Below are 26,349 nucleotides of genomic sequence, written 5' to 3'. Positions count from 1 at the left end.
CAAGCCGCGAGCCCCCGCCCCTCCAGATGCAATCGATCCGCACCCTCGCCGCGCTGCTGCCCCTGGCCGGTGCCCTGGCCCTGATCGCGCCTGAACCCGTCGCAGCGAAGTCGCTCTTCGGGGCTGTTGAGGTGGATCAGAGCAAGTTTGTGATTGTGGCGGCACCCATTGGCGATGGCAGCCGCGCCCAGCTCAACATCTACGAGCAGCGCAGCGATGCGCGCCCTTGTTACGCGGTGCAGGGCAGCAACCCGGCGGTGGTGGACCCTCTGCTGTCCACCTTTGATTTCACCGGCATCTGCAACCGTTTCATCGATGGGAATGGCTACTCCCTGCGCCTGGGTGATCAAGACCTCGGCACGGTGTACCGCTTGAGCGTGGTGAAAGAGTCGGACGACACCCTGCTGATGGCTCTGCCGACCAAGCCAGGGGTGGGGCCGGAGATGGTGGTGGCTCGTAGTGGTGGCAGCAGTAATGGCTTCTTGCTGCTCGTGCCTGAGCCCGGCTGGAAGCTGATGCGCCGTGCGTTCGGTGGGCGCACCCTTGGGCACGTGTATGTCTACCGCGACGCTCAGCCTGAGGCTGCTGCGGCTCCGGTACCCGAGCCGCCCGCCGGCAGCTGAAGGGCTGACGGCACGCTTGCTACCATCGTCAAACTGCACAGATTCTTGATCGGTTTATGACCCAGGTCACCGTCGGCGAAAACGAGGGCATCGAGTCGGCGTTGCGCCGCTTTAAGCGCCAGGTGTCGAAAGCCGGGATCTTCGCCGATCTCAAGCGCCTGCGTCACCACGAAACCCCCGTTGAGAAGTACAAGCGCAAGGCTCAGCAACGCCGTCGCCGCCGCTGATCGGCAAGCGTCTCAACGCCTCGCTTCACTCAGCGGAAACCGGTATTAACACCGGTTTCCGCTTTTTTGTGGCGTGTTGATGATGGGATTGGTCCTGTGGAGCCGTTCCATGAAACAGATGATGCAGGTTCTCAATCGCTGGCTTGGCTCCAGCGTTGGTAACGCGTTTGGTAATCCACTCGAGGAGCGCCAGCATCAGCCGCCGCTGGTGGGCGTTCAGCCCTACCGCGATCAGCCCCACCGCCACTGAGCTGGTCGAAGCTGCGATAGCTGAGTGCTTCGGCGATCGCTGCAGTGCTCAGCTCAGCGCATTCCCCTAGGTCGGCGATCGTGCGGCCTACCCGCAACACGCGTTCGGCGGCCCGTGCGCTCAGCCCGCGTTGATCGATCGCTTGTTGCCAGAGATCCAGCGCCGTTGAAGTGATGCCGCCGCAACGGCGCAGGTGCGCGGCTGTGAGCTGGCTATTGGCAACCCCATCCGGGTTGCGATTTTGCATGCGCTGACGGGCTGCACGCACCCGCTCACGCACGGCAGCGCTGGTCTCCGGGTTGGTGGTCTGGCGAAAGCCTGCCCCCAGAGTGCTGCCCTCCAGTCGCCGCATCACCACCTGCAGATCGATGCGATCGAGCAGTGGGCCTGAGAGACGGCCCCAATAGCGCTGCTGCTGGGCCGTGCCGCAGCTGCAGCTGCGCTCCGGATCGCCGGCCCAGCCGCAGGCGCAGGGATTGGTGGCGGCCACCAGATTGACGCTGCAGGGAAAGCGCTGCTGCTGACGGGCTCGGCTTAACCACAGTTCCCCGTGCTCTAGGGGCTGACGCAGCTGATTGAGCACGTCGCGGCGGAATTCCGTGAGTTCGTCGAGAAACAGCACGCCGCGGTGTGCCAGCGCTAGCTCCCCGGGCCGCAGGTTGGTTCCGCCCCCCACCAAAGCGGCGCTCGTGCAGCTGTGATGCGGACTGCGGAAGGGCCGCTGCTGCAGTAAGCCTCCCTGGGCCTGCAATTGCCCCGCCACGGAATAGAGCTGGGTGAGCTCCAGCATCTCCGCGCGGCTCAGTGCCGGAAGCAGTCCTGGTAGGCACCGCGCCAGCATCGTTTTGCCGCTACCTGGCGGCCCAACCAGCAGCAGATGGTGGCCACCGGCTGCCGCGATTTCCAGGGCGCGACGGCCATGCAGCTGGCCTTGAACGCTGGCCAGATCGCTAAGAGCGGTGCGCTCTGGAGCCGTGGCTGTCAGGGCCGGTGGTGGCGTTGGGATGGATTGGGGGTGAAGAAGCCAGCGCAGAGCATCGCTAAGGCTGTCGGCTGGAGCGAGGGGAAGGCCCTCCACCAGAGCGGCCTCAGCGGCGTTGGCTGCAGGCAGCAGCAGTCTGCTTGCTCCCTGCTCCCGTGCGGCCAGAGCGATGGCAATGGCCCCGCGCACTGGCCGTAACTCGCCTCCGAGCCCCAGTTCACCGGCGCACCAGATCCCCTCAAGCTGGGCTGGATCCAGCTGGCCGCTGGCGGCTAGCACCGCGAGGGCGATGGGCAGATCAAAGGCAGGTCCCTCCTTGCGCAGATCTGCGGGAGCCAGGTTCACGATCACCCTGGTGAGTGGCATGCGCAGTTGGCTGTTGCGGATTGCCGCACGCACCCTTTGCCGTGATTCCTGCACCGCGGCATCCGCCAACCCCACCACTTGCAGGCCCGGTAGACCGGGGGCAATATCCACCTCCACGGCTACAGGCCGTGCCTCAAGCCCTACCAGGGCGGCTCCGTTGCATCGTGCCAACATCGGGCTTCATGAAACCTGCAGAGGTGGAATGCCACCGCTGTTTCATCCCCGCCCCGCCTCCTCTCCTCGCCACTGATGGCCGACTCCGCTGAAACCCCGCAGAACGACACGATTTTTGGCCGCATCCTGCGAGGCGAGATCCCCTGCGACCAGGTGCATGCGGATGAGCAGTGCATCGCCTTCCGCGATGTGGCTCCCCAGGCGCCGGTCCACATCCTGGTGATCCCGCGTGAGCACGTGGTGAACCTGGCCGAGGCCAGTGAGAAGCAGGCTGAGCTGCTGGGACATTTGCTGCTGGTGGCGGCCCAAGTGGCTCGCCAGGAAGGGCTCGAGGCTTTCCGCACGGTGATCAACAGCGGTGCTGAAGCCGGGCAGACGGTGTTCCATCTGCATGTGCATGTGATGGGTGGCCGTCCCCTGGCTTGGCCGCCAGGCTGAGGAGCGGGCGGCGAGAATGGCGGCACTTGAATGCCGTCATGACCCCCCTGCAGGGCTTCCGCAATCAGCTCGGCAAGCTGCGGCGCCTCGCCCAGCCCTATTTCCTGCCGGTGGAAGACACCAGTGGCTGGCAGTTTCTGCTGCTGATCGTGGCCCTGCTTGGGGTGGTAGTGGGCAGCACCCTGCTCCTGCTGACAGCTGTTGTGGTGGGCAGCGGTGCCCTGATTCCCGATCTCCAGGCTCGTTTCCTGCCGGGTGTGCCCCAGCAGGTGGGCGCCATCTGGGCAAGTCCGGCGGGGCCGGTGTTGATGCTGCTGTTTGCCGCAGGACTGACCTGCTTCGGCGCCCTGCGCAGCAAATTGCGCCAAGGGCGCTGGCTGCCCTGGTTGCTGATGGGGGTGATCACGCTGCTGATCCTCGTGATCAACGGCATCAATGTGGGGATCAGCTACATCGCCCGCAATGTTGATAACACTCTGGTGGCCTACAAGGCTGATGAGTTTTGGCAGGTGGTGGCGGTCTATGCGTTCTGCTTGGTGTTGGCTTTGCCCATTCGGGCATTGCAGAGTTATCTGATTCCCAAGCTGGGTCTGCTGTGGCGGGAGTGGTTGAGCGGCCGCCTGCTGGGTCGTTATCTGAATAATCGCGCTTATTACGTTCTCAATCCCAACGATGAAGCCGCCGAGGAGATTGATAACCCTGATCAGCGGATCTCCCAGGATGCAGCCAGCTTCACCGGTACGAGCCTTAGCGTTACGGTGGAGATCGTGTCGGCTTTGCTCACCTTCGTGAGCTTTATTGTGGTGCTGTGGAGCATCAGCACAACCCTGGCGCTGTGGTTGCTGGTGTACTCACTGGGTGGCACTGCCGTGATTGTGTTTGCCAGTCGCAAGCTGGTGGCCCTGAATTACGACCAGCTGCGCCTAGAGGCCGACTTCCGCTACGGCCTTGTTCACATCCGCGACAACGCCGAATCGATTGCCTTCTACCGCGGCGAGCAACAGGAATCGCGCGAAGCCGTCCGTCGCCTCGATGGTGCGATCAGCAACTACAACAAGCTGATTGTTTGGGAGGCGCTGATCAGTGTGATCCAGCGCTCTTACGACTACTTCTCCCGCTTCTTGCCCTGGCTTGTGATTGCACCGATCTACTTCGCCAAGGAAGTGGATTTCGGCGTGTTTGGCCAGGCCAGTATTGCCTTCTCTCAGGTGTTGTTCTCGGTGAGCTACATCGTGAATAACATTGATCGGCTGGCGGCCTTCTCCGCATCAATCAGCCGACTCGAAGGCTTCCAAGGCAAGGTGGAGGCCATCAATCGTGCTGAGGCGCAGCGTGAGCTGCTGGCGGAAGAAACCTCCCGGGTAGCCCAGTCGCTGCTGGTGCGTCATGTGGACCTGGTGCCGCCGGGCAGCGACCGCCGCTTGATCCATGACCTCAGCCTCGAGGTGGCGGCCAGCCAACGGGTGCTGGTGGTGGGGCCGAGCGGTTGCGGCAAAACCTCCTTCCTCCGCCTCGTGAGTGGCCTCTGGCCGCCCGCAGCCGGAGACGTGGAGCGGCCGCCTCTCTCGGAGCTTCTGTTTATCCCCCAGAAGCCCTACATGATCCTGGGCAGCCTGCGGGAGCAGCTCTGCTATCCGCAGGATCCTCAACGCTTCAGCGATGAGCATCTGCGCAGCGTGTTGGAAGAGGTGCGGCTGGGTGCTTTGGTGCAGCGCTACCCCGATTTCGACATCAAGCAAGACTGGCCTCGGCTGCTATCGCTCGGCGAGCAGCAGCGCCTTGCTTTTGCCCGCCTCCTGCTCAACTCACCGCGCTTTGTTGTGCTGGATGAGGCCACCAGTGCTCTCGATGTGAACACCGAGCAACACCTCTATGAGCTGCTGGCCCAGCGGGAGATGGCCTTTGTGAGTGTGGGTCACCGCCCCACGCTGAAGGCGTTCCACAACCTGGTGCTTGAACTCGATGGCGAGGGCGGCTGGAAGCTGATGCCCTCTGCCAGCTATACCTTCAATTCCGGCGCCTGATTCCGCGATGACCAGCACCCCCGAACCGCCTGCCACCAGCGCCACCACCAACGACGTGCCGGCCTTCGGTTGGAGCGGCTACGCCGAGCGGGTGAATGGCCGCTTCGCCATGGTGGGCTTTGTGGCTTTGCTGATGGTGGAGGCCATCAGCGGCGAGACCTTCCTGCGCTGGGCTGGCTTTGTCGGTTAGGGCAGCTCCAGGAGATCCACCTGCCAGAGCCCGTTGCGGCTCACCTCCACCGCCAGTACCCGGCCATCGGCACTGAGGCTTACCCGGCGGGGCACACCGGCCGGCTCGATCGCCAGGGGTTGGGTGGCTTGAATCGAGCGGCGGTAGAGCACCAGTTCGCTGCGGTCATCCCGCTGGCGCACCAGGGCTAGCCGTTCGCCTTGTTGATCCACCGCCACGCTGATGGGCAAGCTATCGGGCCTGTTCAGGCCCTGTAGCTGCACCGGTGCATTGCGGCGCCGGTCGATCAGTTGCACCTGGGCTCGGCCGCCGGAGCGGCTGGCGATCAAGGCCAGCCAGTTGCGGCTTAGTGAGGCGCTTTCGCTTTCACCCAGCCGGCTCAGCCGTTGATTCACGGCCTGTATTGGGCGCATGCCTCCCTGGCAACCCACCAGGAGCAGACCGCAGAGGGCAGTCAGGATCCTCTGAGGCCTGCTCATGGCTGCGGCCCACCGCCGCTTTCGATCCGGCCAGGCGCTTGGTCGGGCTCCAGCAAACCACTCAGATCAAACAGCTGCACCCGTTGGTTGCCGCCGCTGATCAGCTCAAGGGCGATGCTCTGACCGTCGGGGGCCAGGCTGAGCTCCTGCGGATCCTGGCCGGCTGGCAGAAACAAAGGATGTTGCCGGCCTGTTGCTCGGTCTTCAATCACGGCCTGGCGCCGCCCGCCCTGCTGCACCAGCAGGGCCAGGTAGCGGCCGTTCCAGCTCAGTGATGGTGAGCTGTGGGGCTGGCGGTTGCGCAGATGCCGCAGCGGCAGCACCCGACCGCTGCGGCGTTCCTGCAGCAGCACGGTGGTGCGACCGCCTCGCTCGACCAGGCTGGCCAGGAGCCGTCCGTTCCCGCTGAGGGAGGGTTGCTGACGCGACCCACCCACCAACCCTGCTGGTGCGGCAGCTTGGCGACGCAACGGTGTGAAGCTGCACCCGCTTAGGCCCAGGGCCAGGAGGACTGCGGCCGTCAGCAGACGATTAGTCGTCGAAGCGTGAGCTGTTGTCGCGGGGTGCGGGGCCACCTGGGCCTGCGCTGCGGGTGGAGGGAGGAATAGGGCGGAAGTCGGCATCGCTCACCCCTTGATCGCCGGAGGGTGGTGAAGCGCTTGCTGCTGCAGAGGCTTGGGGGCGGTACGGAGCACCTTGGGGCATGCCGGGCTGACGATCGCTTGGGCGCTCAGCTCCCGTGGCACGGCGACTGGAGCGGGGCATGTCGTCAGCCGACGACGAGGGGCGTGAGCCACGGCGAGTTTCATCGCGGCCTTGGCGGCGGGCGCCGAACTCACGGGATGGCCCTTCTTTCGGGGCGCTGCCGGCGCGGTACCGGCTAGCCGCAGGAGCTGCATCGGGGTCATCGCGTCGACCGCTCCACTCATCGCGGGAGGCTGCACGCTCAGGTATGGCTGCACGGGCCGGTGCTCGGCGAGGGCGGTAGAGGTCGTCCTCTTCGGGATCGCCATTGCCGTCTTCCCGGGAGCGGATGCGCCGGCGAAGGGGTTGGGGCTCATCGAAGCGATCGGCATCGTCGCGCCAGTCGCGGCCACCGCCCATCCGGGGTTTCGGGAGTGGCTCGTCGTCGTCGAAATAGGAGGAGCGCCGGGCCTGTTCGGTGGTCACACCGCGCAAGCGAACGCTCTCGTACGCAAAAAATACGGTGGTGCCAGCCAACAAAAACTGGCCGAACTGCAGGATCGGGTCGAGGCGCCAACCCTGGAAAAACAAGATGCCGCCGCACAGCAAGCCAATGGCGGCGAAGAACACGTCGTAATCGCGGGCCAGGGCAGGCTTAAAGCTCCTCATGAAATAGAGGAACGCACCACCAACGGCCAGCACGATCCCAACAATGCTGGCCCAATTCAGGCTGGCGTTGACCACGGATCGCTGCTCCCTTTCAGGCCACTGTAGGGCGGGAGTCGAGGGCTGCCGAATGCTGCGCGTGGGCGCTGAAAATCAGAGCTTGCGGTCGACGCGGTCGTTCTGGCTGATCAGAATCACAGCGGCGGTGATCGGCACCACCACGATGACCGCGCCCCACGCGAGGCTGCTGAGGAAGTTGGCGAGTGAGGGGGTCATGGGTGTCACGAATCCGGCCAGGATCCTAGGCAGCGATGGCTGCTTCCTACGATCAAACAACCGCTGCTTACAGCTTTGTGACGGGGATCCTGATGAGCGAATCTGGGGCCGACACCCTGGCGCTGCTGCGGCAGCTGCTGCCACCTGTGCATTTGGTGCTGGGGCTGTTGCTTTCGGCCTGGACGCTGCTGTTCCTGTTTCGGATCGTGCTCACCTGGTATCCCCAGGTTGATCTCAGCCAAGGTCTCTGGCGAGTGGTGGCGATTCCCACTGAGCCGCTGTTGGCCTTTACCCGCCGGCTGATCGCACCGATCGGTGGCGTGGATGTGACCCCGGTGATCTGGCTGGGGCTGATCAGCCTGGTGCGTGAGCTGCTGGTGGGACAGCAGGGGCTGATCACCCAGGTGATGATCCGAGCCAGCGTGATTCCCGCTTAGGTGGGCGGGAGCATCTCCTGTTCCACAAACTTGGTGTGCACATCCCCAGCTTGAAATTCAGGCCGATCGAGCAGCTGCAGGTGGAAATCGATGGTGGTGGGGATGCCGGTGACGGCGCATTCCGATAGCGCGCGGCGCAGGCGTTTGAGGGCATGGTCGCGGTCGGTGCCCCACACGATCAGCTTGCCGATCAGGGAGTCGTAGAAGGGCGGGATCTCGTAGCCCGTGTACACGTGGCTGTCGAAGCGCACGCCGGGACCGCCTGGGGGCAGCCAGCCCGTGATCTTGCCGGGGGATGGGCGGAAGTTCTGGCGCGGGTCTTCAGCGTTGATGCGTACTTCGATGGCATGGCCGGTGAGCTTGATCTCCTCTTGGCTCAGGGAAATCGGTTCGCCGCCTGCAATCCGTAGTTGCTCAGCGATCAGATCCACGCCTGTCACCATCTCGGTGACCGGATGCTCCACCTGAATGCGGGTGTTCATCTCCATGAAATAGAAGTTGCCGGTGCGATCCACCAGGAACTCCACGGTGCCGGCACCCTCGTAGCCGATGGTGCGTGCTGCAGCTACTGCGGCATCACCCATCTGCCGGCGCAGGTCGGCGTTGATGGCCACGCTGGGGGCCTCTTCCAGCAGCTTCTGGTGTCGGCGCTGGATCGAGCAGTCGCGTTCGCCCACATGCACCACGTTGCCGTGACGATCAGCCAGCACCTGCACTTCCACGTGCCGGGGCCGGTCGATGAACTTTTCCATGTAGAGGCCGGGGTTACCGAAGGCGGCGTCCGCTTCGCCCTGGGCAGCCTTGAACAGGTTGTCGAGCTGATCGGCTGAAGGAACCAGGCGCATCCCCCGGCCACCACCGCCGGCGGTGGCCTTGATCATCACCGGATAGCCCATCGAGCCGGCCAGGGCTCTGGCTTCATCGACGCTCTCCAATAGACCTTCGCTGCCTGGAATCGTGGGCACGCCCACGCTTTGCATCGTGGCTTTGGCCGTCGACTTGTCGCCCATGGAGCGAATCGACTCTGGTGAGGGGCCCACAAAGGTGATCCCATGGGCAGCGCAGATTTCTGCGAACTTGTCGTTTTCAGCCAGGAAGCCGTAGCCCGGGTGAATCGCATCGGCGCCGCGAGACGTGGCGGCCGCCAGGATGTTGGGAATGTTGAGATAGCTCTTGCTGCTTGGTGCATCGCCGATGCACACAGCCTCATCCGCGAGCTGCACGTGCAGGGCATTGCGGTCAACCGTGCTGTACACAGCCACCGTGGGTATGCCGAGTTCGCGGCAGGTGCGCAGGATGCGCAGGGCGATTTCGCCACGGTTGGCGATCAGCAGTTTGCCGATGGGCATCCAGTGGCCGGCAGATCCGGCAGCGCAGGCCGCATCGGACTGTATCAGTGCTGACTTGGCGGATTGGAGCCAGGCCGATGGGTATAGTTCCGGAGCGGTGCTGAGGCCCCGCAAACCCTCACGCCTGCTGCGCGTTCACCCCCGTGGTGAGTCGCCCACAGACGATCCCCCAAGAGCCGGCACCGCTTGGCGTTGTCATGCTCACAACCACGCGGATGTGGTGGAATTGGTAGACACGCACGTTTGAGGGGCGTGTGACTTCGGTCTTGCGAGTTCAAGTCTCGCCATCCGCATACCTAGCTCAATCCCGTTGACGTCTAGTGACGGGCTGCACTCAGTGACCGGATCCGGCATAAAGCCTGCCGTGATCGTGTTGGTGTGCAATGGTCCGGGCGAGCTCACCACCTGGGTTAGGCCATTGGCCCGGCGGCTCCAGGCGGAGATGCCGCTGCGCCCTGATCGCCCCGGCGCGCCCACAAGTTTGCAGTTGGTGTTAGTGCCCTGCCCGAATGCCACCGGCAGTGAGCACCGGGTCGCGGCGGCTATGGGCCTGTTCGAGCGGATCATGCCTGCCGCGAGCTTCTGGTGGCTGTTGCTCCGCCCCCGTCGATATGGCCCTTGGCCTCGCCGCGGTGTGGTGGTGTTTCTCGGCGGTGATCAGTTCTGGACGGTGCTGCTCTCGGCGCGGCTGGGTTACCGCCACATCACCTATGCCGAGTGGGTGGCGCGCTGGCCGCGCTGGAACGACAGCATCGCTGCCATGGGGCCGGCCGCGGCCGATCGTCTTGGAGGTCGCTGGCGTCATCGCTGCCAGGTGGTGGGCGATCTGATGGCCGATCTGTCGGAATCGGCTCGCGATGAACAACCGCTTCCCCCGGGTGACTGGCTGGCCCTGATGCCCGGTTCCAAGCGCGCCAAGCTGCAAGTGGGGATGCCCTTTCTGCTGGAAACGGCCGATCGCCTCGCCGCCATTCGTCCCACGTGCCGCTTCCTGTTGCCGGTGGCGCCCACCACGAGCGTTCAGGAGCTGCTCGCCTATGCCGGCCCTGAGAACCCCATCGCCAGCGCCTACAGCGCCGGGGAGCCGCAGCTGCAGCAGAGCGAGCAAGGGCTTGTGTTTATCACCAGCTCTGGCACTCGCATCCTGCTGATCGAGCAGCAGCCGGCCCATGGAGTGCTGAGCCAATGCCGCCTGGCTCTGACCACCGTGGGCGCCAATACCGCTGAGCTCGGTGCGCTCGCGGTGCCGATGATCGTTCTGGTGCCGACCCAGCATCTGCATGTGATGCAGGCCTGGGATGGCGGGATCGGCCTGTTGGCTCGGCTGCCGATTCTGCGCTGGCTGCTGGGCATGGCTCTCACCGCTTGGCGAATGCGCCATCACGGTTTTTTGGCCTGGCCCAACATTTCAGCGGGCCGCCTGGTGGTGCCCGAGCGGGTGGGGGCGATCACCCCCGAGCAGATTGCTGAGGAGGCCGCTGATTGGCTGAATCAGCCAGCTCGGCTGGAGGGGATGCGCGACGACCTGCGCAGCTTGCGCGGCCAGCCTGGGGCGGTGGCTGCTCTGGCAGGCATGGTGCGCCAGCTGCTGCCAGTTCCTTAACTTGTAGGCCCCTCAAGCGCTTTGATGGCTTCCGCTTCCCCCGCTGATCACGAGCAGTGGCGCGACAAGCTCACCCCTGAGCAGTTTCAGGTGGCCCGGCTCGGCGGCACGGAGCGAGCGTTCACAGGCATTTATTGGGACAACAAATCCAAGGGCACCTATCGCTGCGTGTGCTGCGGCAGTGAGTTGTTCAGCTCCACCACCAAATACGACTCCGGCAGCGGCTGGCCCAGCTTCTGGGAGGGGGTGAATCCTGAGGCGATCACCACGGTGGACGATCGCAGCCACGGCATGGTGCGCACGGAGATCAAGTGCGCCAAGTGCGACGCCCATCTCGGGCATGTCTTCAACGACGGGCCCAACCCCACCGGCTTGCGCTATTGCGTGAACTCAGCGTCGCTCAACTTCGAGCCAGGCCAGGGCTGATCTGACCTGGCCGTAACAGACCCTGGCGGCGCTTACCAGCGGCCAGGGTCGCGCGGATCGAGCGGCTCGACATCCACAGGCTCCTCATCGCGCACGTACCGGCGACGGCGTGGCTGATCCTCGAGCGGCTCTTCGTCGAGGTAGCGGCGTTGGCGGAGCGGTTCGCGCTCGCGGCGCTGCTCTACTTCCACGTAGTCGTAATCCTCTTCCGGCTCGAAACGGCGGTTGGTGGCTGGTTCGATTCGGCGTTGTTGTTCCTGAACGCTGGGCTGGCCAGCGGCCAGCTGGTTTTCCACCGGCACCATGTTGAGCCGGTAACGCTCGCGTTCCTCCTGCTCCCAGCTGGGGCCGCCGACCCCCAGCTTCTCGAGCAAACCGGTGCCCAGTTGCTTGAGCTTTTCTTCAGCGCCCTCGTACACGATGATGCGATCTGGGCCACTGCTCACGATCTCCTCCACCGTGAGCTCCCAGGTGCTCAGCACCCCTTCCCCGAGTAGCGGCACGCCAACAGCACCCAGCACAAGGGTGGTGAGTTCACCGGTTTCGATGTCGAAGCTGAAGCCCAGTACGCGGCCGAGCTGTTCGCCCGCCTCTGTGATCACCTGGCAGTTGATGACCCGCGAGTAGCGATCCGGGTTGAACCCTTCGGCCAGGGAATCGGCCGAATCCACCAGGATCACATCTCCCACCTGGCGAATGCTCTGCAGCGACATCCAGCGGGGCAGGCCTGGCAAGAATCGGGTGAGTGGGTTGTCACGCAGGCCGAGGGCCACCACTTCGCGCCGGTCGATATCGACTACCACTTCGCCCACTACACCAAGGCGCCGGCCGGTGTCGCGCGTGATGACCTGAGTGCCCATCAGCTCCGAGCGCAGCCAGAGGCGATCGCTCGGTGTCGCCCCCAGTGGGGCATTCGGGTCGCTGCCGGGAGGTGTGCTTGTCATGGGCGCATTGTGGCCGAGCGGCAAGGGGAGGCCTTCAGGCGGCAGGTGGTAATCCCACCACCTGGGTGTGGGCACCGCGGGCCTGGGTGACACCAATGGTGCGGGTGGCGGCGCCGATCATCGGCCGGCGGTGGCTCACCACCAGGAACTGGGCGGCTTCCGCCTGGCGGGCGATGAGCGCAGCCAGGCGCTCCACGTTCACCCCGTCGAGAAAGCTGTCCACCTCGTCGAGCGCATAGAAGGGTGAAGGGCGGAAACGTTGCAGTGCGAACAGGAAGCTCAAGGCCGTGAGCGATTTTTCGCCGCCGCTCATCGAGGCCAGGCGCCGCACGGCTTTGCCCTTGGGATGGGCCACCAGGCTGAGACCGCCATCGAGGGGTGATTCGGTGTTCTCCAGCTGCAGGTGGCCTTCGCCATCGGAGAGGCCGGCAAAGATCTCGCGGAAGTGACCATCCACCGCCTTGAACGCCTCCATGAACGCCTCTTGACGCAGGGTCGCCACCGTTTCGATCCGCAGCAAGAGCTCCTCGCGTTCCTTGCACAACACATCGAGGCGATCCTGCAGATCGGCCAGGCGGGCTTCCAGTTCCTCGAGCTCTTCCAGCGCCAGCATGTTGACCGGCTCCAGGGCCTCCATGCGCGCCTGCAGGCTCTTGAGCTCGGCCTGGAGGGCTTCAAGCCCGTTCTCGCGCACCTCATCGGGAATCTCCGGCAGAGGATCGGGTAGGTCGCGTTGCAACTGCTCCAGGCGCTGGGCACCACTGCGCTCCTGTTCCGCCAGGGCCTCGAGCTCCTCGCCCAGGCGCTGCAGCTCCCATTCCTTCTGCTGCAGGGTCTGGCGCTGGCGCGAGAGCTGCGCTTCCGCTTCATCGCGGGCACGGCGCCGTTCCCCGAAGCGCTCCTGTAGCTCCTGTTGGCGTGCCTCCAGCTCGAGGCGTTTGGCCTGATCAGCTTGTTGCTGCTCCTTCCAACTGGTTCGCTCCGCCACCAGGGTGTTCACCGCCTGCACCAACCGTTGCTCTTCGCTGCTGAGGGCCTGCAGTTGGCTGGCCACCCGCTCGGCAGCGAGCCCCCGTTCTCTTCGGGCGGCCAGCAAGCCATCGCGCTGGTTGCGGGCGGCTGTGAGGGCGGCATCGGCGGCTTCGAGCTCCTGCTGCAGGCCCTGCCACCGCTCGCTGTCGCCGCTGGCCTGAGCGCTGGCTTCCTGGCTTTCGAGGGTCTGCAGGGCCTGCTGCAGGGGGGCTAATTCAGCGGCGAGGGCTTGCAAGCGCTGTTGGCCGCTGCCCAGATCTGCCTCGATCTGCCCGATCCGGCTGATCAAGTGCTCGCGGCGCTGTTGCAGGGGGCCATGGGACCGTTGGGCGGCGCTGCGTTCGGCCTCCAGGGCGGCGCGTCGCTGCTCCAGGCGGCTTAGCTGCGGGCGCAACTCCTCCAACTGACGGCCCAGCTCGGCTTCCTTGCGCCGGCTGGCGGCAAGGGTTTCGCCCAGTTCCAGCAAACGCCGGCGCAGCGGCTCGGCTTCATCGGCATCGCTGGCGGCACCGAAGCTGAGCTGGTTACCCCGTTGCTGCAGGCTGCCGCCAGTCATGGCGCCGCTCTTCTCGAGCAGTTCGCCATCGAGAGTCACGGCGCGGCAACGTCCCAGTTCGCGGCGGGCACTGGCTAGATCGCGAAACACCAGCGTGTCGCCAAAGACGTAGCGGAACACCTCGCCATACACCGGCTCAAAGCGCACCAGTTCCACGGCGCGGCCCACCATGCCGTCACCTCCGCTGGCTCCTGGGCTCCCGCCCCGTTGAAAGGCCGCGCTGTTGGCATTGCCCCCGCCACCGCGGATCTTGTTGAGTGGCAAGAAGGTGAGGCGACCAGCGCGTCGGCTCTTGAGCAGCTCGATCGCCCGGGCGGCAATCCGGTCATCGTCCACCACCACCTGGCCAAGGCGGGCACCGGCGGCCACTTCCAGGGCCAGCCGGTGGCGCTCTTCCACGTCGCCGAGCTGAGCAACCGGGCCGTGGATGCCGTCGAGACCGGCCTCCAGCAGGAGGCGCAGGGCACCGGTGCCGCGGCTTTCTTGCAGCGTTTCACGCCGCGATTCCTGTCGGGCGATCTCACGCTCGAGCGACACCTGCTCCTGCTCGAGCCGCTGGCGGGTGCGCTGCTGCAGAGCCAGGGCTTCGGCGAGCTCCTGGGCGCGGCCTTGTTGGAGCTTCAGGTCGTTGAGTAGCTGCTGCCATTCGATTTCGAGTTGGCTGAGGGAGCTGGCTACCCCGTCGCTGCTGGCGGCCTCATCGGCGAGTTGCTGCTGGAGTTCACCCAGGCGTTCCTGCTCTTGGCGCAGGCGTTCTGCCAGCTGCTGTTGCTCAGCCTGCAGAGGTGAGAGCTGGCCCTGCAGCTCCTGGCGCCGCTGGCTGCGCTGCTTCTGTTCCTCCATCCAGCTGCCGCTGCGGCCGGCCACTTCGCCGAGGCGGCGCCGCGACAGCTCCACAGCGGCCTCAGCGCTGCGGCAGTTGCTCTCGGCCTGCTCGAGGGCGGCGTCATCCTCGGGGGCAGCTAGTTGGCTTTGCTGCTGCCGGAGCTCGCCCTGCTGGCGCGCCAGCTCCTGGCGCTGACGCTGCAACTCCTCAGCGCTGTGCTGGTGCTTTTCCGCCTGCCGGGCGAGCTCACGGCCGCTGGCCTCCAAACCCGCCAGCTCCGATTGCACCGCCAGCAGACGGTCTTCCCCGAGGGCCTTCACCTCAGCCTGCAGGGTCTCCAGGGCTTTGCTGGATTGCTCTAAGGCCGTTTTGGCCTCTGCAATGGTCTGGCGATCGCTCTGCTGCTGTCGGCCCAGAGCTTCCTGGCGGCTCTGCAATTGGCGCTGCTCGTCCTGGGCCTGCTCAAAACTGAGCAGTTGCTCCTGGAGCCTGCCCCGCTGGAAGCGCTCGCGCAGGTCTTGATAGGTGCGGGCCTTGGCGCAGTCGCGCTCCAGCTTTTGGCGCGATACCAGCAATTCCTGCTGCACGATCGCGCAACGCTCTTCGCGGTCCTGCACCTCAGCGAGCTTGCTGCGTGTTTGCTCGATGCGGGAATCAAATAGGGCCACGCCCGCTAGCTCATCGATGATGCCGCGCCGCTCCTTGGCGCTCATCGACACGATGCGGGTCACATCGCCTTGCATCACCACGTTGCTGCCCTCGGGATCCACCCGCAGGCGCCGCAGCTGGGTTTGCAGTTGCTGCAGATTGCAGGCCACGCCATCGGCGCTGTAGCTGCTGGCGTAGGTGCCGCCGGGAGCGATACGCAGCCGGCGGGTCACCGACCATTCCTGTTGCCCTGGCTTGATCCAGGGGCCCTCCTCGGGGGGCTCCAAGCCGGCCTCGGCATCGTCGGGCTGCCAGTCGCGCAGATCAAAGCGCACCGTCACCACGGTTTCAGCCGCCTTGCCCTGCTTGAGCATCGAGCTGTTCACCAGATCGGGCAGGCGCTCGGCCCGCATGCCGCGGCTGCTGGCCAGGCCCAGGCAAAACAGCACACCATCAAGGATGTTGCTCTTGCCGCTGCCGTTGGGGCCGGTGACCACCGTGAAGCCCTGCTCGAGGGGGATGGTCATCGACCCCCCGAACGACTTGAAGTGCGTGAGCTCTACCTGATTGATGTGAACCAACAGGCCCGAGCGCCGAGCAGTTGCAAGGTAGCTGAACCCCTGACATTTTCAAGCCGCCGTCCTTAGCTTGTGCGCAGCAACGCAGGCTGCTTGCCTTGATCCGCCATGGAACAGCACCCGCCCGGCGAGACCACCGCTGATCCCAGAGCCCCGGAGGCGGCTGAAGCCGCCGCAACCGCCAGCCAGTTCAGGGAGCGCTTCGAGAGTTTGCTGCCATCGATCCAGCGGGAATGGCCCGAAGTGGCGCGCCACACCCTGGAGGCCACCCGAGGCAGTTTTGACACGGTGGTGGAGGTGATCGCCCGCCAGACCGGCCGCACTAGTGAAGGTGTGAAACAACAGCTGCTCGATTTGGTGCAGGTGACCGGTGATCAGGCCCACCACCTGGCCGATTCGCTCCGCCCCCTGGAAGAGCAGCTGGAGAACCTGCTTGATGATCTCAACGCCAGCCTTAGGCCCCGCCTTGAGAAACCCGTGCGGGAGCGGCCGCTGATGGCTGTGGGTATCGCTGCGGGTGTGGGTGTGCTGGTGGGTCTGTTGCTGGCCTCTGGCCGTCGTTCGGCATGACGGAGAGCAGCGCAAATGGCCGGGAGGAGCGCCGCCGCGGATTGCCTTTGGAGGCTGCTTCGCGCATCACCGGCCTCGTGACCTCGGTGATGGATCTGCATGTGCGCATCGCCCTCAAGGAGGTGGATCGCGAAAAACGCCGCCTGATCATCGGCGTGGTGCTGCTCGGGGCAGGCCTGGGATCCCTGCTCACAGCTCTGTTGGCGGCCGAACTCGCTGCGTTGCTGTGGTTGGTGCTGGTGAAGGGCTGGAGCTGGATAGCGGCGGTGCTGGCCTTTGCTGCCACCAACCTGGTGCTCAGCGGCGTGCTGCTTCGCATCGGCGGGCAGCTGAGCAAGGGGCCCTACCTGCCTGAAACGATGGCAGGCATCACGAAGACAACCCGGGCGTTGGTGGGGCGCTGAGCCAGCGGCACACCGGCGGCAGCGAGAGGCCCTGCATCAGCAGGTTGAGGATCACCACGATGAACACGATGCTCTGGCAGTTGTGTGCCAGCTCCGCAGCCACGGCCGGATCGAGGCCCTGAAGTCTGGGGATCGCGTTTGACACGTTGAATGACAGCGCCAATGGCACCGCTCCGCGCAGGCCACACCAGGCAATCAGGCTCGAATCACGAAGTTTGAACGGGGAGACCTGTTGGAAGCAGAACACGCTGAGCGGGCGGGCTACCAACATCAGGGCTGCGGCGGTGGCAATCCCGGCGGGCAACGAGGGGATTAGATCAGCAGGATTCACCAACAGCCCGAAGAGCAAAAAGATGCTGATTTCGGTCATTGTGTTGAAGGGAAGTAGCACCTCCTGAATGCTCTGGTGATTGATTTGGGCGTCGCGGTAGTGCAGGTTGGCCATAAATACACCCGTGACATACACCGCCACATAGCCCGATCCGCCAAGGAAATGGGCGCAGCCGTAATCCACAAATGCGATCGACATCGCAACCACCAGTAGCTGTTCTTTGTCGATCACAAAGTGGTTAATCACTACCTTGGCCACATAGCCGAAACCGGCGCCTACCAAAAGCCCGGATCCAAGCTTTTGCAGCAGGCTGCTGGAGGCGCTTAGGGCCATGGTCTGCATGGATTCGGCTTGTCCACTGGTCAGGGTGAACACGCTTAGGCAGATGCTGTAGATGATCAGAGCCGAGGGATCATTGACTGACGATTCAAATTCGAGCAGGTGCCGCACCCGCTCGGGCACTTGCCGTTCCACCTGGCGCAGCACACTCAAGGTGGCGCCAGCATCGGTGGAGCCAAGGCAGGCTGCGATTAAGAACGCCGCGCCCAACGGCATGGTTTCCGTTAGCCCTGGAACCAGGGTGGCTCCACTCGCTGAACTCAGCCAGACGATGGCCCCTGCGAGGATCAGTGTGGAGATGGCTACGCCACCAATCGCCAGCAACAGGCCATATTCCAGGAAGCCACGAATGGATTGAAGATCTGTTTTGAGCCCGGCATAAAACAGCAGCAGTGCCAAGGCAAAGACGTGAAGCTTCTCTACCTCGGCGTGGCTCACATCCAGCACGTGGATGTTGATCACTAAGCCCAGAATGAGCACGCCCAGGATCGCTGGCACGCCGATGCGAATCGAAAAGCGACTCACGATCAACGTACCGAGAAATACCATCCCGATGAACAGCACCTGGGCCTCCACCGGGATGGCGTTCAGTGACGCATCAGCGCCGGCGGTGGCACTGGCGATGATCGGCAGGTCCAGATTTGCAAGCATCACCGTTTGCATCTTGAAGCGATTGTCGAACGCCAGTCGCTGGATCAGCGAATTGTGTAATGCAGCCAGCGGCAGTCGATGCCGCCATTGCTCACGGGAATGCGCCGGCTGGCCTTCATGCGCAGGGCACCGGTGAGTTCGGGGTTGCCGCTCAACAACCAGAACTCCCAGCCGCTGCAGCGTTCTTTCACCATCCGGCCCAGATCGCTGTAGAGCTGTTCGAGCTCCCCCTGCTCGCCGATGCGCTCGCCATAGGGGGGATTGCACACCAACACCCCGGGCCCCTGCGGTGGTTGGAAATCGCGGAAATCGCCGCACACAATCGCTACGGCACTCCCCACACCGGCTGCCTCAGCGTTGGCTCGGGCCTCCTCGGCCACGCCTGCATCGAGCTCCAGCCCGAGCACCGGTGCCAGGGGTGCTCCATCGGCCAGAACCCTGCGGGTGTTGTTGGCGGCTTGCTCCAGCGCTTGGCTCCAGAGGCCCCCATTGAAATCCGGCCAGCGCTCCAGGGCAAAGCGATGGTCCAGCCCCGGCGGCCGCCCCAGGGCCATGGAGGCCGCTTCGATCAGCAGGGTGCCGGAGCCGCAGAGTGGATCAGCCAGGGGCACACGCCCATCCCAGCCGGTGAGCTGAATCAGTCCGGCCGCCAGGTTTTCCTTGAGCGGGGCCAGGCCCATCCGCGGCCGGTAGCCGCGGCGGTGCAGGCTGTCGCCACTGCCATCCACACTCAGCTGCGCCTGGCCGCCGCCCAGGTGCACATGCAGGTGTAGGTCGGGGTCATCCAGATCCACCGAAGAGCGCTGCCCCCACTGCTGCCGCTGCCAGTCCACCAGGGCGTTTTTGACCTGCAAGGCGCTGTAGTGGCCATGGGTGAGGCCTGGCAGGCTGCCGCTGGCATCCACGCGGAAGCTCAGCTCTGGTGGCAGCCACTGCTCCCAGTTGGCGGCGCGCTGCACGCCCGCATAGAGCTCCTCGCGGCTGCGGCAAGGGAAGGCTGCTAGCTGGCGCAGCAGCCGGAAGGGCAGGCGTGCCTGCAGTTGCATCCGGTAAAACCCAGCCAGATCGGTGCGGAAGGCTGCAGCCCTGCGCAGCGGTTTCACCGCCGTGGCGCCCAGCGCACTGAGCTCCGCCCCGCCGCATTCCTCAAGGCCGGGGGGTAGCACGGCCGTGCACTGGAGCTGCTGCTGTTCGGTCATGCCCACCTCTGGTATCCAGGCTCCCTACTGCCACAATGAAGGAGTCCGGTTTCGGCCGGACTAGGTGGCTCACACCAGTGTTTCGGACAGCGGTTCGATTCCGCTCAGCTCCACTTCATGGGGCTGCAATGGTTTCGACGGGGCATGAGGAGAGTGACTGAAGCCTGCTCGGTAAGAGCAAACACGTAACAGCGAACAACATCGTTCGTTTCTCCCGTCAGACCGCCCCTGTGGCTGCCTGACCCTAGATAGGGAGATGGGGTGAGGTCAGCCTTATCACCCAAATGACTCGCGGGGGCTGGAAGGCCCCTTTTAAGTAGCTGGGCACTGGCTTTCTGGTCGCGGCCATCACGCCCCGTCAATCACCGATTGACATTCCGATTGACAACTCGCTGGGATGTCAACGGCGAATCTCGGCAGGCTGGGGCTTATTGAGCAGCCCATGCCGGTTAAGCCTCTGCAGCTCTCCCCCTGGCAGCGCAAGGTCGCCGGCTTGGTGCAATCCGTTGATTCGCTCAACAGCCTGGTTTTGGCCGGCGTGCGGCGGCGGAAAGTCGATCCCCCTGGTCTGTTTGATCGGGTACTTCGCCCTGACCAGCGGCGAAGGCTTCAACGCCGTGCTGATCCGTCACGATCTGGCAGGCCTCTCCAAGCTCGAGGATCTGCTGCAGGGCCAGCTGCCGATGCTGATGCCCGGTAGCCGCTATCTCAAGGCCAAGCGCACATGGCGCCTGATCCACATGGATGTGAGGTGGACTGGTTTTTCTGGACAGGCCCCATCGTTAACCTCTGAGGCGGGGTACCGCCCCTGTTGGGGGCTCCCAGCAATGAGCAAGCGCCGCACCCACAGTCCTGAATTCAAGGCCCGAGTCGCCATGGAGGCGATCAGTGGCCGCAAGACGATCCAGGAGATCGCCTCTGATCACGCCATCCACCCGATCCAGGTGAGCCAGTGGAAGCGGCAGCTTCTCGATGGCGCCAGTGAGCTATTCACCCGAGGCAAGAAGAACAAGGACACCGGCGACAGCCAGGTCAAGGAGGCTGAGCTGTTCCAGCAGATCGGCAAGCTGCAGATGGAGCTGGAGTGGCTCAAAAAAAAATCTCAGCTGCTCTGATGCCCGTGAACTGCGGAAGCTGGTCGATCACGACCATCCAGAGCTCAGCGTCAGCAGGCAATGCGCGTTGTTGGGTCTGCCCAGATCCACGCTCTATGACCGGCCGACCCCGGTGCGGGAATCGACCCTGCAGATCATGGCCAGGATCGATTCTCTCTACCTGGAGGATCCCTGCAGCGGTAGCCGCCGGATGGTGGAGTACCTGGCCAGAGAGGGGATCCCGATCAGCCGCGATCGGGTGGGAAACCTCATGCGGCGCATGGGTTTACGGGCGATCTACCAGAAGCCACGCACCACGGTTCCAGGAGACCCGTCGGAGCGATTCCCCTGTCTGGTGGACCTCCGGCTGGTCATGGCTGTGGATCAGGTCTGGGCCACCGACATCACTTACATCCCGCTGCAGAAGGGTTTCCTCTACCTGGTGGCGATCGTGGATCTCTTCTCCAGGAACGTGCTCAGCTGGAAGCTCTCGAACAGCCTTGACACAGAGTTCTGCCTCAAGGGTCTGGAAATGGCGCTGGAGGGTGGCCGCAAACCAGAGATCTTCCACTCCGACCAGGGCTGCCAGTTCACCTCTTCTGACTTTGTGACCAGGCTGCAGTCCGAAAAGATCAAGATCAGCTGGTCAGGCAGAAAGCGCTGCTACGACAACATCCTGGTGGAGAGGCTGTGGCGCACGGTCAAATACGAGGAGGTCTATCTACGTGCCTACAGCGATGGCTGGGAGGCTGAGATCAGTCTGGCCCGATTCCTCTGGAGGTATTGCCATGTAAGGCCACACAGCTCTCTGGGAGGCAGAACTCCCCATGAGGTCTACACTGAGATTGAACCCTGTTCCTCCCGCCCGGAGTTAACGATGTCAGGGGCTAGATCTGTCCAATAAAAGGCACCCACTTCAGTGATGCCAGTGACCATATTGATCCTGCTATTCAATCTGAAGGCTCATCACACAATAACAAAGTTACTCTTGCCAATATTAGGTGCTCCAAGCAGCTGAGCAAACTCACCACCTTCAGCACCAAGACCATTCTTCCTGCCATTAGCATCGTAGTAAAGCATTCCCTTCTTGTCGTCATAGATAAAGCTCTTGTTAGTGCTACCCATGCGCTTAGCTTCCTTTTTGCCAGTGACCGCAACAAACTTAATCTTTGTCAAGCCATCGAATGCTTCTGATGCAATGACAACCTTATCTCCTTCATCAGGGTTAAAGTCGGTGATCACATCAGCATTCTTCTTTCCAAAGTCACCAGGCGTTTCAAAGATGAATGCATCAGGACCTCCCCCGCCAGTCATCTGATCTTTCCCTTTGCCACCTGCCAGTGCTTCACCTTTATCACTTCCTGTAATGACATCACGTTCAGGTGTGCCTACGACAGCCTGTGTGACCTGTAGGTTGCCCAAGGTAAGAGGTGTGGTCAATTGAACCGTAGTTACGGCTGATTGGGGTTGAATACCAAGAACTGGTGACTCTTGAGAAGGTGTTGGGGTTACAGGTGAAGGCGATGTGGCTGTAGGGGTTGGTTCAGTGGATTCGGTCGTTGTAGGTGTCGTGGTGACACTGGATGGCGGACCAATAGTGATGATGCCAGGATCACCACCTCCTCCACTTGAGGGAGATCCACCATCTCCAGCGCCGGCAGCTCCGCCTCCACCACCGCCTCCGCTACTTCCTCCTCCAACAAGCACGATTGGTGTGTCGTTCTCGGCACCCCAAATAGTCTTGAGCACCTCTAAATCAGATGATCGGAAGTAGTCTGTCCAGCCGTTCGTACCAACGTTGTATGACATGACTGTGCTGTCAGCTGTGTATCTAGGATCTGGTCCGCTGTTGAAGGGATGATTGAGGCCAATTGCGTGGCCAAGTTCATGGACGACTATGTATTTATTGAATGCCGTATTGCCGGTGATCTCAAAGCTGATGTCGATTCTGGAGCTCCAGAAATACGTCGTGCCGACAACACTGGTTAAATCGTCTTCAACTGCGTAGAAGTCTATCTTTGACTGTCCTTTCGTATACGTTCTCGCAAAGTCGAGATCTATGAATGAGTCGATCTCTGCGATTATGCTTGTGATGTATGACTCGAGTGGGGAAGAGTCTATCGTTTGCCTCTGGGTTGGGGTTCCACTTCCATTGAATCCGACGTTGGCGATGTCGCCACCTGGGTGTATGTAGTAATAAAGGGCTTCTCCGTTGGTGGGTGTGTTGTAGATTGAGTTGACGGTGCTTATGAGTGAAGCGCTTGTAATTGCTTCTGTTGTCGCGGGCGTCAGCGAGGTGTCGATGGCTGTGATGTTGCCGCTCGCGCCGAGTTCGTTCTCGTGACTTGCCTCTGAGTAGAGCTTGATATTGAAGATCTCGTTCCCTTCTGTTGTTGCGTCGTTCTTAATCGTATGGGAAACTGTGAATGATCCGACTGCGTCGACTGTTCCTGTTCCATTTAGTGCGCCACTCGATAAGTCCGCTGACTGCAAGCCATCTATCTGCCAGTAGAGCTGCGTGCCTTGACTGACTCCTGTTGTTGAGACAGTCGTTGTCAGCGCAGCCCCCTCTTCTATGGAGGTCGTGCTTGGAGTGACGGTATATCTGGGAGTTGGTGCGCTCATTAATGAGAAGCCTATGCCTGTTGAGACTTTCGCTTGAAATGGGGCCGCTGCTCTGCCGTGATCGCTTCCTTTTTTGATAATAGCTTCTTGCCTTGTAAGTCTGATCTTTCTTCCTAGGTGCCTTAGCTTTCACCTGTCTCGTGCCGGGTCCTGGCTACTGGGTGTTCGTCTCCGTCGGTGACTTTCAGCAAAGGTGTCACTCCTGGGCTGCCCTTCAGGCGACCTGCGTCAACGTTAGCTTCTTTGCCTGATCGAGTTCATCAGGTGGCTGATTGATCCAGTCCACCCCTGGTTGATGCCAGCACCTTGTTGATCGTGACCATCTCCTTGGGTTGCGTCGTCGGTTCACTTCGTAGACGACACTGCGGAGACGGCAGTTCTTACAGCTACCTTCTCTGCGACAGCGCACTCGCTTAAGGCTACCTCCATCGCTGGTCACTGAGTCTGTGGATTTGAACTGTATTGCCGCGTAATGCTGGGCCACGCTCTGCCGCATTGGCGGACTCATCCGCCGTCTCACATCAGCCTTGACGGCTTCGCTGTAGCGACGCATTGGTCATGTCCTCAAGCCCCCGGGTGTACTGATCAAAGGGGTGACAACTTCCTAAGAAACACCCACGGCCATCAGGGATCTCCGCCTATCAGCCGGTAGCAACCAGTTGGTAACCCAGTGCTTTTGCACGTCTTTCCAGACCATGGATTTGACGTTCTCGAGATGCCTGCTGGTAAGCCAAATCTCCGTGTTCTTGAAATTCCATGCCATATCTGATGGTCTTGTAGTAAAGAATGGCCAGCTTTCGTGCCGTGGCAATCAAAGCCTTGCTTTTGCCCACTCGCGCAGACAACCGTCGCTGAAATGCACCCAGCGCCGTGCTTGTCCTACTGAGTGGAACTGCTGCCATCCAAAAGGCACTTCCGGCCCTTGTTGTTCCCTGTCTTGTGCGTGAGGACAGCACACGCCCTCCGGATATCTTGTTTTGCGGGCTCAACCCAAGCCAGGAGACGAAATGCTTGGCGCTTGGCCAGCGTGTCATGTCGAGACCACACTCACTGATCAAGGTAATCACCGTCGCGGGGCCAAGGCCAGGAAGAGCCAATAGGTCGTGGCCTGCGACTGATTTAATCAGTTCTTGAGGATTAAACGAGAAGCCATTTCCCTTGATTCGACTGTCGCTAGCTTGTCTCTTAGGTTCAACGTAGTCATCTCCAGCCAGCTCTTGGAGCACTGACTGCCCAGCCAGTTCGCACTCCTGGATCTTTGCCGAGTAAACATCGAACATCTCGACAGCGACTTTGAGTTCAAATAGGTGCTCTTCTTGATAGTTTCCATCAAGGGCAGCAGCAATAGTCTCCACAGACTCTTTGCAGCGTCGGTCACGCAGTGCAGCTAGCTTTTTGGAATCTCGTTCACCAGACAGAATGGCATCAATGATCCTGCGAGCTGTCAGACCAGTGATGTCTTTTACCACGTGATGCAATTGCAGATTCATCTGCATCAGGGCTTTTTGCATGTGTTGCTGATGCGAGGAGCGATAGCGCACTAGGACGTCTCTCTGCCGAAAATAGGCCCTGAGCTTTGCAATACAGGGATCAGGCTGAAAGCTTGCTCGAACAAGGCCATAGCTGTGGAGCTGTTGGAGCCATTGCGCATCATTGATATCAGTCTTTCTGCCTGGTACATTTTTGGCGTGTCGAGCATTAACCAAAAAGACTTCAATGCCATGAGCCACAAGTATTTCGTATAAAGGGACCCAATAGATTCCGGTCGACTCCATCGCTACGGTCGTGATGTTGACAGTGAGTAACCACTCGACCATTCGCTTTAGGTCGCTGGTAAAGCTCAGAAACTTACGCACTGGCTCGTCATCGAGCTCTGTGGGTATGGCAACAACATGGAATCGACTCCCAATATCAATTCCAGCAGATCTTGGGTTGACTACTTTGAGGCGCGCACGTCGGCGACGTGATGGAGAGGCATCTGGCATTGGCTTGCGACTTCTGATGAAGAAGGGAGGCCTGGCAGGTTCCACGCAAAAAAGTGAACAATTTCCTAATCGGGATCAACACCAGTAGAAGGATCTAGCAATGTTGTCGCCAGGGCAGGGAGCGCTGTGGGAACCCAAACCACGTTTCCTTTCGGGGTCGAACCTCCAAAGATGACATCGGTCATGGCCCGGCCTCCCCAAATTCAGTGTGGCCATGGTCTTTGGATTTGGCCGTGGGTGTTTCGGACGCGAGGGCGTGCAGAGCTGTACTGGTACGTTTCCTGAAACCGGGGGAGGCCGTCAGCCACGGGTGAACCCCGCAACTTGCTTTGCTGTCAGCCGTCACCCGCTCAACCCATGGGCCTCTGGGGCGTAGATAAGCCCGAGCAGAAACGCCAGCAGGGCAGTGGTGGCATCGGCTGGCTGCGCTCACCTGATGGTGACAAGGTAGTGCGCATCGAAGGGGCAGGCGAATCCCTGCACGCCAAGTGGGTGGAGGTGACTGATGCCGACATCACCAGCTCAGGCAGGCCGCTGGTGAAGCACTGCAGGCGGATGCTGCGCTTCAACGCCGAGCAGCTCTGGCAGAACCTGATCAGGCAGGGCTGGAAGCAGGTGTCATCACAGTGGTGAAACAACAAAACCCCCAGGCCATGGGTACCCGAGGGTCGTTGTGCGGCTGGAATGAAACCCTGGCTTCTCTGAACTACCGTTGGGTGAAGTGACTACAGAGTGAAATTATCACTGTTTATGCGGAGATCCCAAACCTTTGCCCCTGCTTCTGAGTCATTAAAGAATGATTCAATGGTAAACGTTGGCTTGGGCGCAGAGTTAATGAGCAATGCGGTGTTAACGAATAAATCTTCTTCTTTGTCCAAAAGATCGATGTCGAGCTTGCCCCAGTAGCGCTTCCGAAAATCATACTTGCTTCGATTTCTTTGGCTATACAAGATATACTCCTTCTCGCATTTGTGGGCACCGGTGCATGCAGGAGAGAGGGTCGTGAAATCATCAGATCTTACATTGGGGTCCCCAATAAACGGATTATCGAATTTAAAGCCACCAAGCCGAGTATTGTTATCGGGACCGGCAGGATTAATTATAAAATCCACAATTACATCGAAATTCCCTGATCCCGACACTGAGCCTTCGATACTATCAAACCTTCCGCCGGATTCAATATTGATAATTTTATCGGTCTTCCGATCGCGATCATTGTCGATCTTGACCTTGATCGTCTGACTGGAGTCGTTGATGATGTTGACCCTGGTGGGCAGTACCAACTTGAGTGCGCAACTCAATCTTTACTAGCAGTGAAGAGTCGACAAGTCAAGTCAAAATCTTTTCATTCTATTGTCTGATTATTCCTTTGT

Annotated in this window: 26 protein-coding genes and 1 tRNA gene; 14 read left to right on the top strand and 13 right to left on the bottom strand. The window is 61.8% G+C overall.

Features of this window, described 5'->3' with window-relative positions:
• The first annotated feature begins 26 nt into the window (after positions 1 to 26).
• Entirely contained in the window at positions 27 to 623 is a 597-nt protein-coding gene (locus KJJ24_RS08605; RefSeq protein WP_214338062.1) for a DUF3747 domain-containing protein, read from the top strand.
• A gap of 56 nt (positions 624 to 679) precedes the next feature.
• The gene (gene rpsU, locus KJJ24_RS08600; RefSeq protein WP_010304532.1) at positions 680 to 850 is read left to right on the top strand and encodes a 30S ribosomal protein S21; all 171 of its coding nucleotides are present in this window, start codon (positions 680 to 682) and stop codon (positions 848 to 850) included.
• Positions 851 to 981: 131 nt separating this feature from the next.
• Here the strand turns inward: rpsU and KJJ24_RS08595 are convergent, their stop codons facing one another.
• The gene (locus KJJ24_RS08595) at positions 982 to 2,622 is read right to left on the bottom strand and encodes a YifB family Mg chelatase-like AAA ATPase (protein WP_214338060.1); all 1,641 of its coding nucleotides are present in this window, start codon (positions 2,620 to 2,622) and stop codon (positions 982 to 984) included.
• A 75-nt stretch (positions 2,623 to 2,697) separates the two neighbouring features.
• On the opposite strand from KJJ24_RS08595, the gene KJJ24_RS08590 reads away from it, so the two are divergent.
• From KJJ24_RS08590 to KJJ24_RS08580, 3 genes are read left to right on the top strand one after another with little or no spacing between them, the layout of a single operon-like run.
• On the top strand, positions 2,698 to 3,060 hold the full coding sequence (locus KJJ24_RS08590; protein WP_214338058.1) for a histidine triad nucleotide-binding protein: 363 nt from the start codon (positions 2,698 to 2,700) through the stop codon (positions 3,058 to 3,060).
• 38 nt (positions 3,061 to 3,098) lie between these two features.
• Positions 3,099 to 5,084 carry an ABC transporter ATP-binding protein/permease gene (locus tag KJJ24_RS08585; RefSeq protein WP_214338057.1) on the top strand — a complete coding sequence of 662 codons (1,986 nt, stop codon included), beginning with the start codon at positions 3,099 to 3,101 and terminating at the stop codon, positions 5,082 to 5,084.
• A gap of 7 nt (positions 5,085 to 5,091) precedes the next feature.
• Positions 5,092 to 5,274, top strand: coding sequence for a chlorophyll a/b-binding protein (locus KJJ24_RS08580; RefSeq protein WP_214338056.1), 183 nt, complete (start codon positions 5,092 to 5,094; stop codon positions 5,272 to 5,274).
• Here KJJ24_RS08580 and KJJ24_RS08575 read toward each other — a convergent pair.
• The 4 genes from KJJ24_RS08575 to psbX form a co-directional block, all read right to left on the bottom strand.
• Positions 5,271 to 5,753, bottom strand: a complete 483-nt coding sequence (locus tag KJJ24_RS08575) for a hypothetical protein (RefSeq protein WP_214338055.1) — start codon at positions 5,751 to 5,753, stop codon at positions 5,271 to 5,273. The two genes, KJJ24_RS08580 and KJJ24_RS08575, sit on opposite strands and share 4 nt — an antisense overlap.
• Entirely contained in the window at positions 5,750 to 6,223 is a 474-nt protein-coding gene (locus KJJ24_RS08570) for a Tol biopolymer transporter periplasmic protein (protein WP_250544538.1), read from the bottom strand. The genes KJJ24_RS08575 and KJJ24_RS08570 overlap by 4 nt, the downstream gene beginning before the upstream one ends.
• A gap of 61 nt (positions 6,224 to 6,284) precedes the next feature.
• A complete protein-coding gene (locus tag KJJ24_RS08565; RefSeq protein ID WP_214338054.1) occupies positions 6,285 to 7,181 on the bottom strand; it encodes a Ycf66 family protein in 897 nt (298 codons plus the stop codon).
• 75 nt (positions 7,182 to 7,256) lie between these two features.
• The gene (gene psbX, locus KJJ24_RS08560) at positions 7,257 to 7,379 is read right to left on the bottom strand and encodes a photosystem II reaction center X protein (protein ID WP_214338053.1); all 123 of its coding nucleotides are present in this window, start codon (positions 7,377 to 7,379) and stop codon (positions 7,257 to 7,259) included.
• A gap of 92 nt (positions 7,380 to 7,471) precedes the next feature.
• Between psbX and KJJ24_RS08555 the strand changes: the two genes are divergently transcribed.
• Positions 7,472 to 7,816, top strand: coding sequence for a YggT family protein (locus tag KJJ24_RS08555; RefSeq protein WP_214343488.1), 345 nt, complete (start codon positions 7,472 to 7,474; stop codon positions 7,814 to 7,816).
• On the opposite strand, the gene accC is transcribed toward KJJ24_RS08555, so the two are convergent.
• On the bottom strand, positions 7,813 to 9,165 hold the full coding sequence (accC, locus tag KJJ24_RS08550; protein ID WP_214338052.1) for an acetyl-CoA carboxylase biotin carboxylase subunit: 1,353 nt from the start codon (positions 9,163 to 9,165) through the stop codon (positions 7,813 to 7,815). The two genes, KJJ24_RS08555 and accC, sit on opposite strands and share 4 nt — an antisense overlap.
• A 211-nt stretch (positions 9,166 to 9,376) precedes the next feature.
• On the opposite strand from accC, the gene KJJ24_RS08545 reads away from it, so the two are divergent.
• The 3 genes from KJJ24_RS08545 to msrB all read left to right on the top strand — a co-directional run bounded on the left by KJJ24_RS08545 (position 9,377) and on the right by msrB (position 11,194).
• Positions 9,377 to 9,458, top strand: a tRNA-Leu gene (locus KJJ24_RS08545).
• Between the two features lie 44 nt (positions 9,459 to 9,502).
• Positions 9,503 to 10,768 (top strand): glycosyl transferase, encoded by a 1,266-nt coding sequence (locus tag KJJ24_RS08540; RefSeq protein ID WP_250544537.1) that lies wholly within the window; start codon positions 9,503 to 9,505, stop codon positions 10,766 to 10,768.
• Between the two features lie 24 nt (positions 10,769 to 10,792).
• A complete protein-coding gene (gene msrB / locus KJJ24_RS08535; RefSeq protein WP_214338051.1) occupies positions 10,793 to 11,194 on the top strand; it encodes a peptide-methionine (R)-S-oxide reductase MsrB in 402 nt (133 codons plus the stop codon).
• A gap of 32 nt (positions 11,195 to 11,226) precedes the next feature.
• On the opposite strand, the gene KJJ24_RS08530 is transcribed toward msrB, so the two are convergent.
• A complete protein-coding gene (locus tag KJJ24_RS08530; RefSeq protein WP_214338049.1) occupies positions 11,227 to 12,138 on the bottom strand; it encodes a PRC-barrel domain-containing protein in 912 nt (303 codons plus the stop codon).
• 34 nt (positions 12,139 to 12,172) lie between these two features.
• A complete protein-coding gene (gene smc, locus KJJ24_RS08525; RefSeq protein ID WP_214338047.1) occupies positions 12,173 to 15,781 on the bottom strand; it encodes a chromosome segregation protein SMC in 3,609 nt (1,202 codons plus the stop codon).
• Positions 15,782 to 15,886: 105 nt separating this feature from the next.
• On the opposite strand from smc, the gene KJJ24_RS08520 reads away from it, so the two are divergent.
• Positions 15,887 to 16,348, top strand: coding sequence for a DUF883 family protein (locus KJJ24_RS08520; protein ID WP_214338045.1), 462 nt, complete (start codon positions 15,887 to 15,889; stop codon positions 16,346 to 16,348).
• Complete coding sequence (locus KJJ24_RS08515) at positions 16,345 to 16,752, top strand: phage holin family protein (protein ID WP_214338043.1); 408 nt, start codon at positions 16,345 to 16,347, stop codon at positions 16,750 to 16,752. Before KJJ24_RS08520 ends, KJJ24_RS08515 begins: the two co-directional genes overlap by 4 nt.
• Here KJJ24_RS08515 and KJJ24_RS08510 read toward each other — a convergent pair.
• Positions 16,718 to 18,073 carry a cation:proton antiporter gene (locus KJJ24_RS08510; RefSeq protein ID WP_214338041.1) on the bottom strand — a complete coding sequence of 452 codons (1,356 nt, stop codon included), beginning with the start codon at positions 18,071 to 18,073 and terminating at the stop codon, positions 16,718 to 16,720. The genes KJJ24_RS08515 and KJJ24_RS08510 overlap by 35 nt on opposite strands.
• Before the next feature lie 44 nt (positions 18,074 to 18,117).
• Positions 18,118 to 19,272 (bottom strand): class I SAM-dependent RNA methyltransferase, encoded by a 1,155-nt coding sequence (locus KJJ24_RS08505; protein ID WP_214338040.1) that lies wholly within the window; start codon positions 19,270 to 19,272, stop codon positions 18,118 to 18,120.
• Positions 19,273 to 19,844: 572 nt separating this feature from the next.
• Here KJJ24_RS08505 and KJJ24_RS14960 point away from each other — a divergent pair.
• Together KJJ24_RS14960 and KJJ24_RS08490 are read left to right on the top strand one after the other, a co-directional pair.
• Positions 19,845 to 20,387 carry a transposase gene (locus tag KJJ24_RS14960; RefSeq protein ID WP_250544536.1) on the top strand — a complete coding sequence of 181 codons (543 nt, stop codon included), beginning with the start codon at positions 19,845 to 19,847 and terminating at the stop codon, positions 20,385 to 20,387.
• Entirely contained in the window at positions 20,314 to 21,270 is a 957-nt protein-coding gene (locus tag KJJ24_RS08490) for an IS3 family transposase (RefSeq protein WP_250545015.1), read from the top strand. Before KJJ24_RS14960 ends, KJJ24_RS08490 begins: the two co-directional genes overlap by 74 nt.
• A gap of 62 nt (positions 21,271 to 21,332) precedes the next feature.
• On the opposite strand, the gene KJJ24_RS08485 is transcribed toward KJJ24_RS08490, so the two are convergent.
• The gene (locus tag KJJ24_RS08485) at positions 21,333 to 22,991 is read right to left on the bottom strand and encodes a hypothetical protein (RefSeq protein ID WP_214338039.1); all 1,659 of its coding nucleotides are present in this window, start codon (positions 22,989 to 22,991) and stop codon (positions 21,333 to 21,335) included.
• Positions 22,992 to 23,632: 641 nt separating this feature from the next.
• Positions 23,633 to 24,976, bottom strand: a complete 1,344-nt coding sequence (locus KJJ24_RS08480) for an IS110 family transposase (protein ID WP_250544535.1) — start codon at positions 24,974 to 24,976, stop codon at positions 23,633 to 23,635.
• 357 nt (positions 24,977 to 25,333) lie between these two features.
• On the opposite strand from KJJ24_RS08480, the gene KJJ24_RS08475 reads away from it, so the two are divergent.
• Positions 25,334 to 25,609, top strand: a complete 276-nt coding sequence (locus KJJ24_RS08475; RefSeq protein ID WP_214338038.1) for a DUF1651 domain-containing protein — start codon at positions 25,334 to 25,336, stop codon at positions 25,607 to 25,609.
• 92 nt (positions 25,610 to 25,701) lie between these two features.
• Here KJJ24_RS08475 and KJJ24_RS08470 read toward each other — a convergent pair whose 3' ends face one another.
• Positions 25,702 to 26,259: a hypothetical protein gene (locus tag KJJ24_RS08470; protein ID WP_214338037.1), complete on the bottom strand. Its 558-nt coding sequence runs from the start codon at positions 26,257 to 26,259 to the stop codon at positions 25,702 to 25,704.
• Between the last annotated feature and the right edge of the window lie 90 nt (positions 26,260 to 26,349).

This window comes from Synechococcus sp. LA31, from assembly GCF_018502385.1.
GTDB lineage: Bacteria > Cyanobacteriota > Cyanobacteriia > PCC-6307 > Cyanobiaceae > Vulcanococcus.
This window is presented reverse-complemented; position numbering and strand designations above follow the sequence as displayed.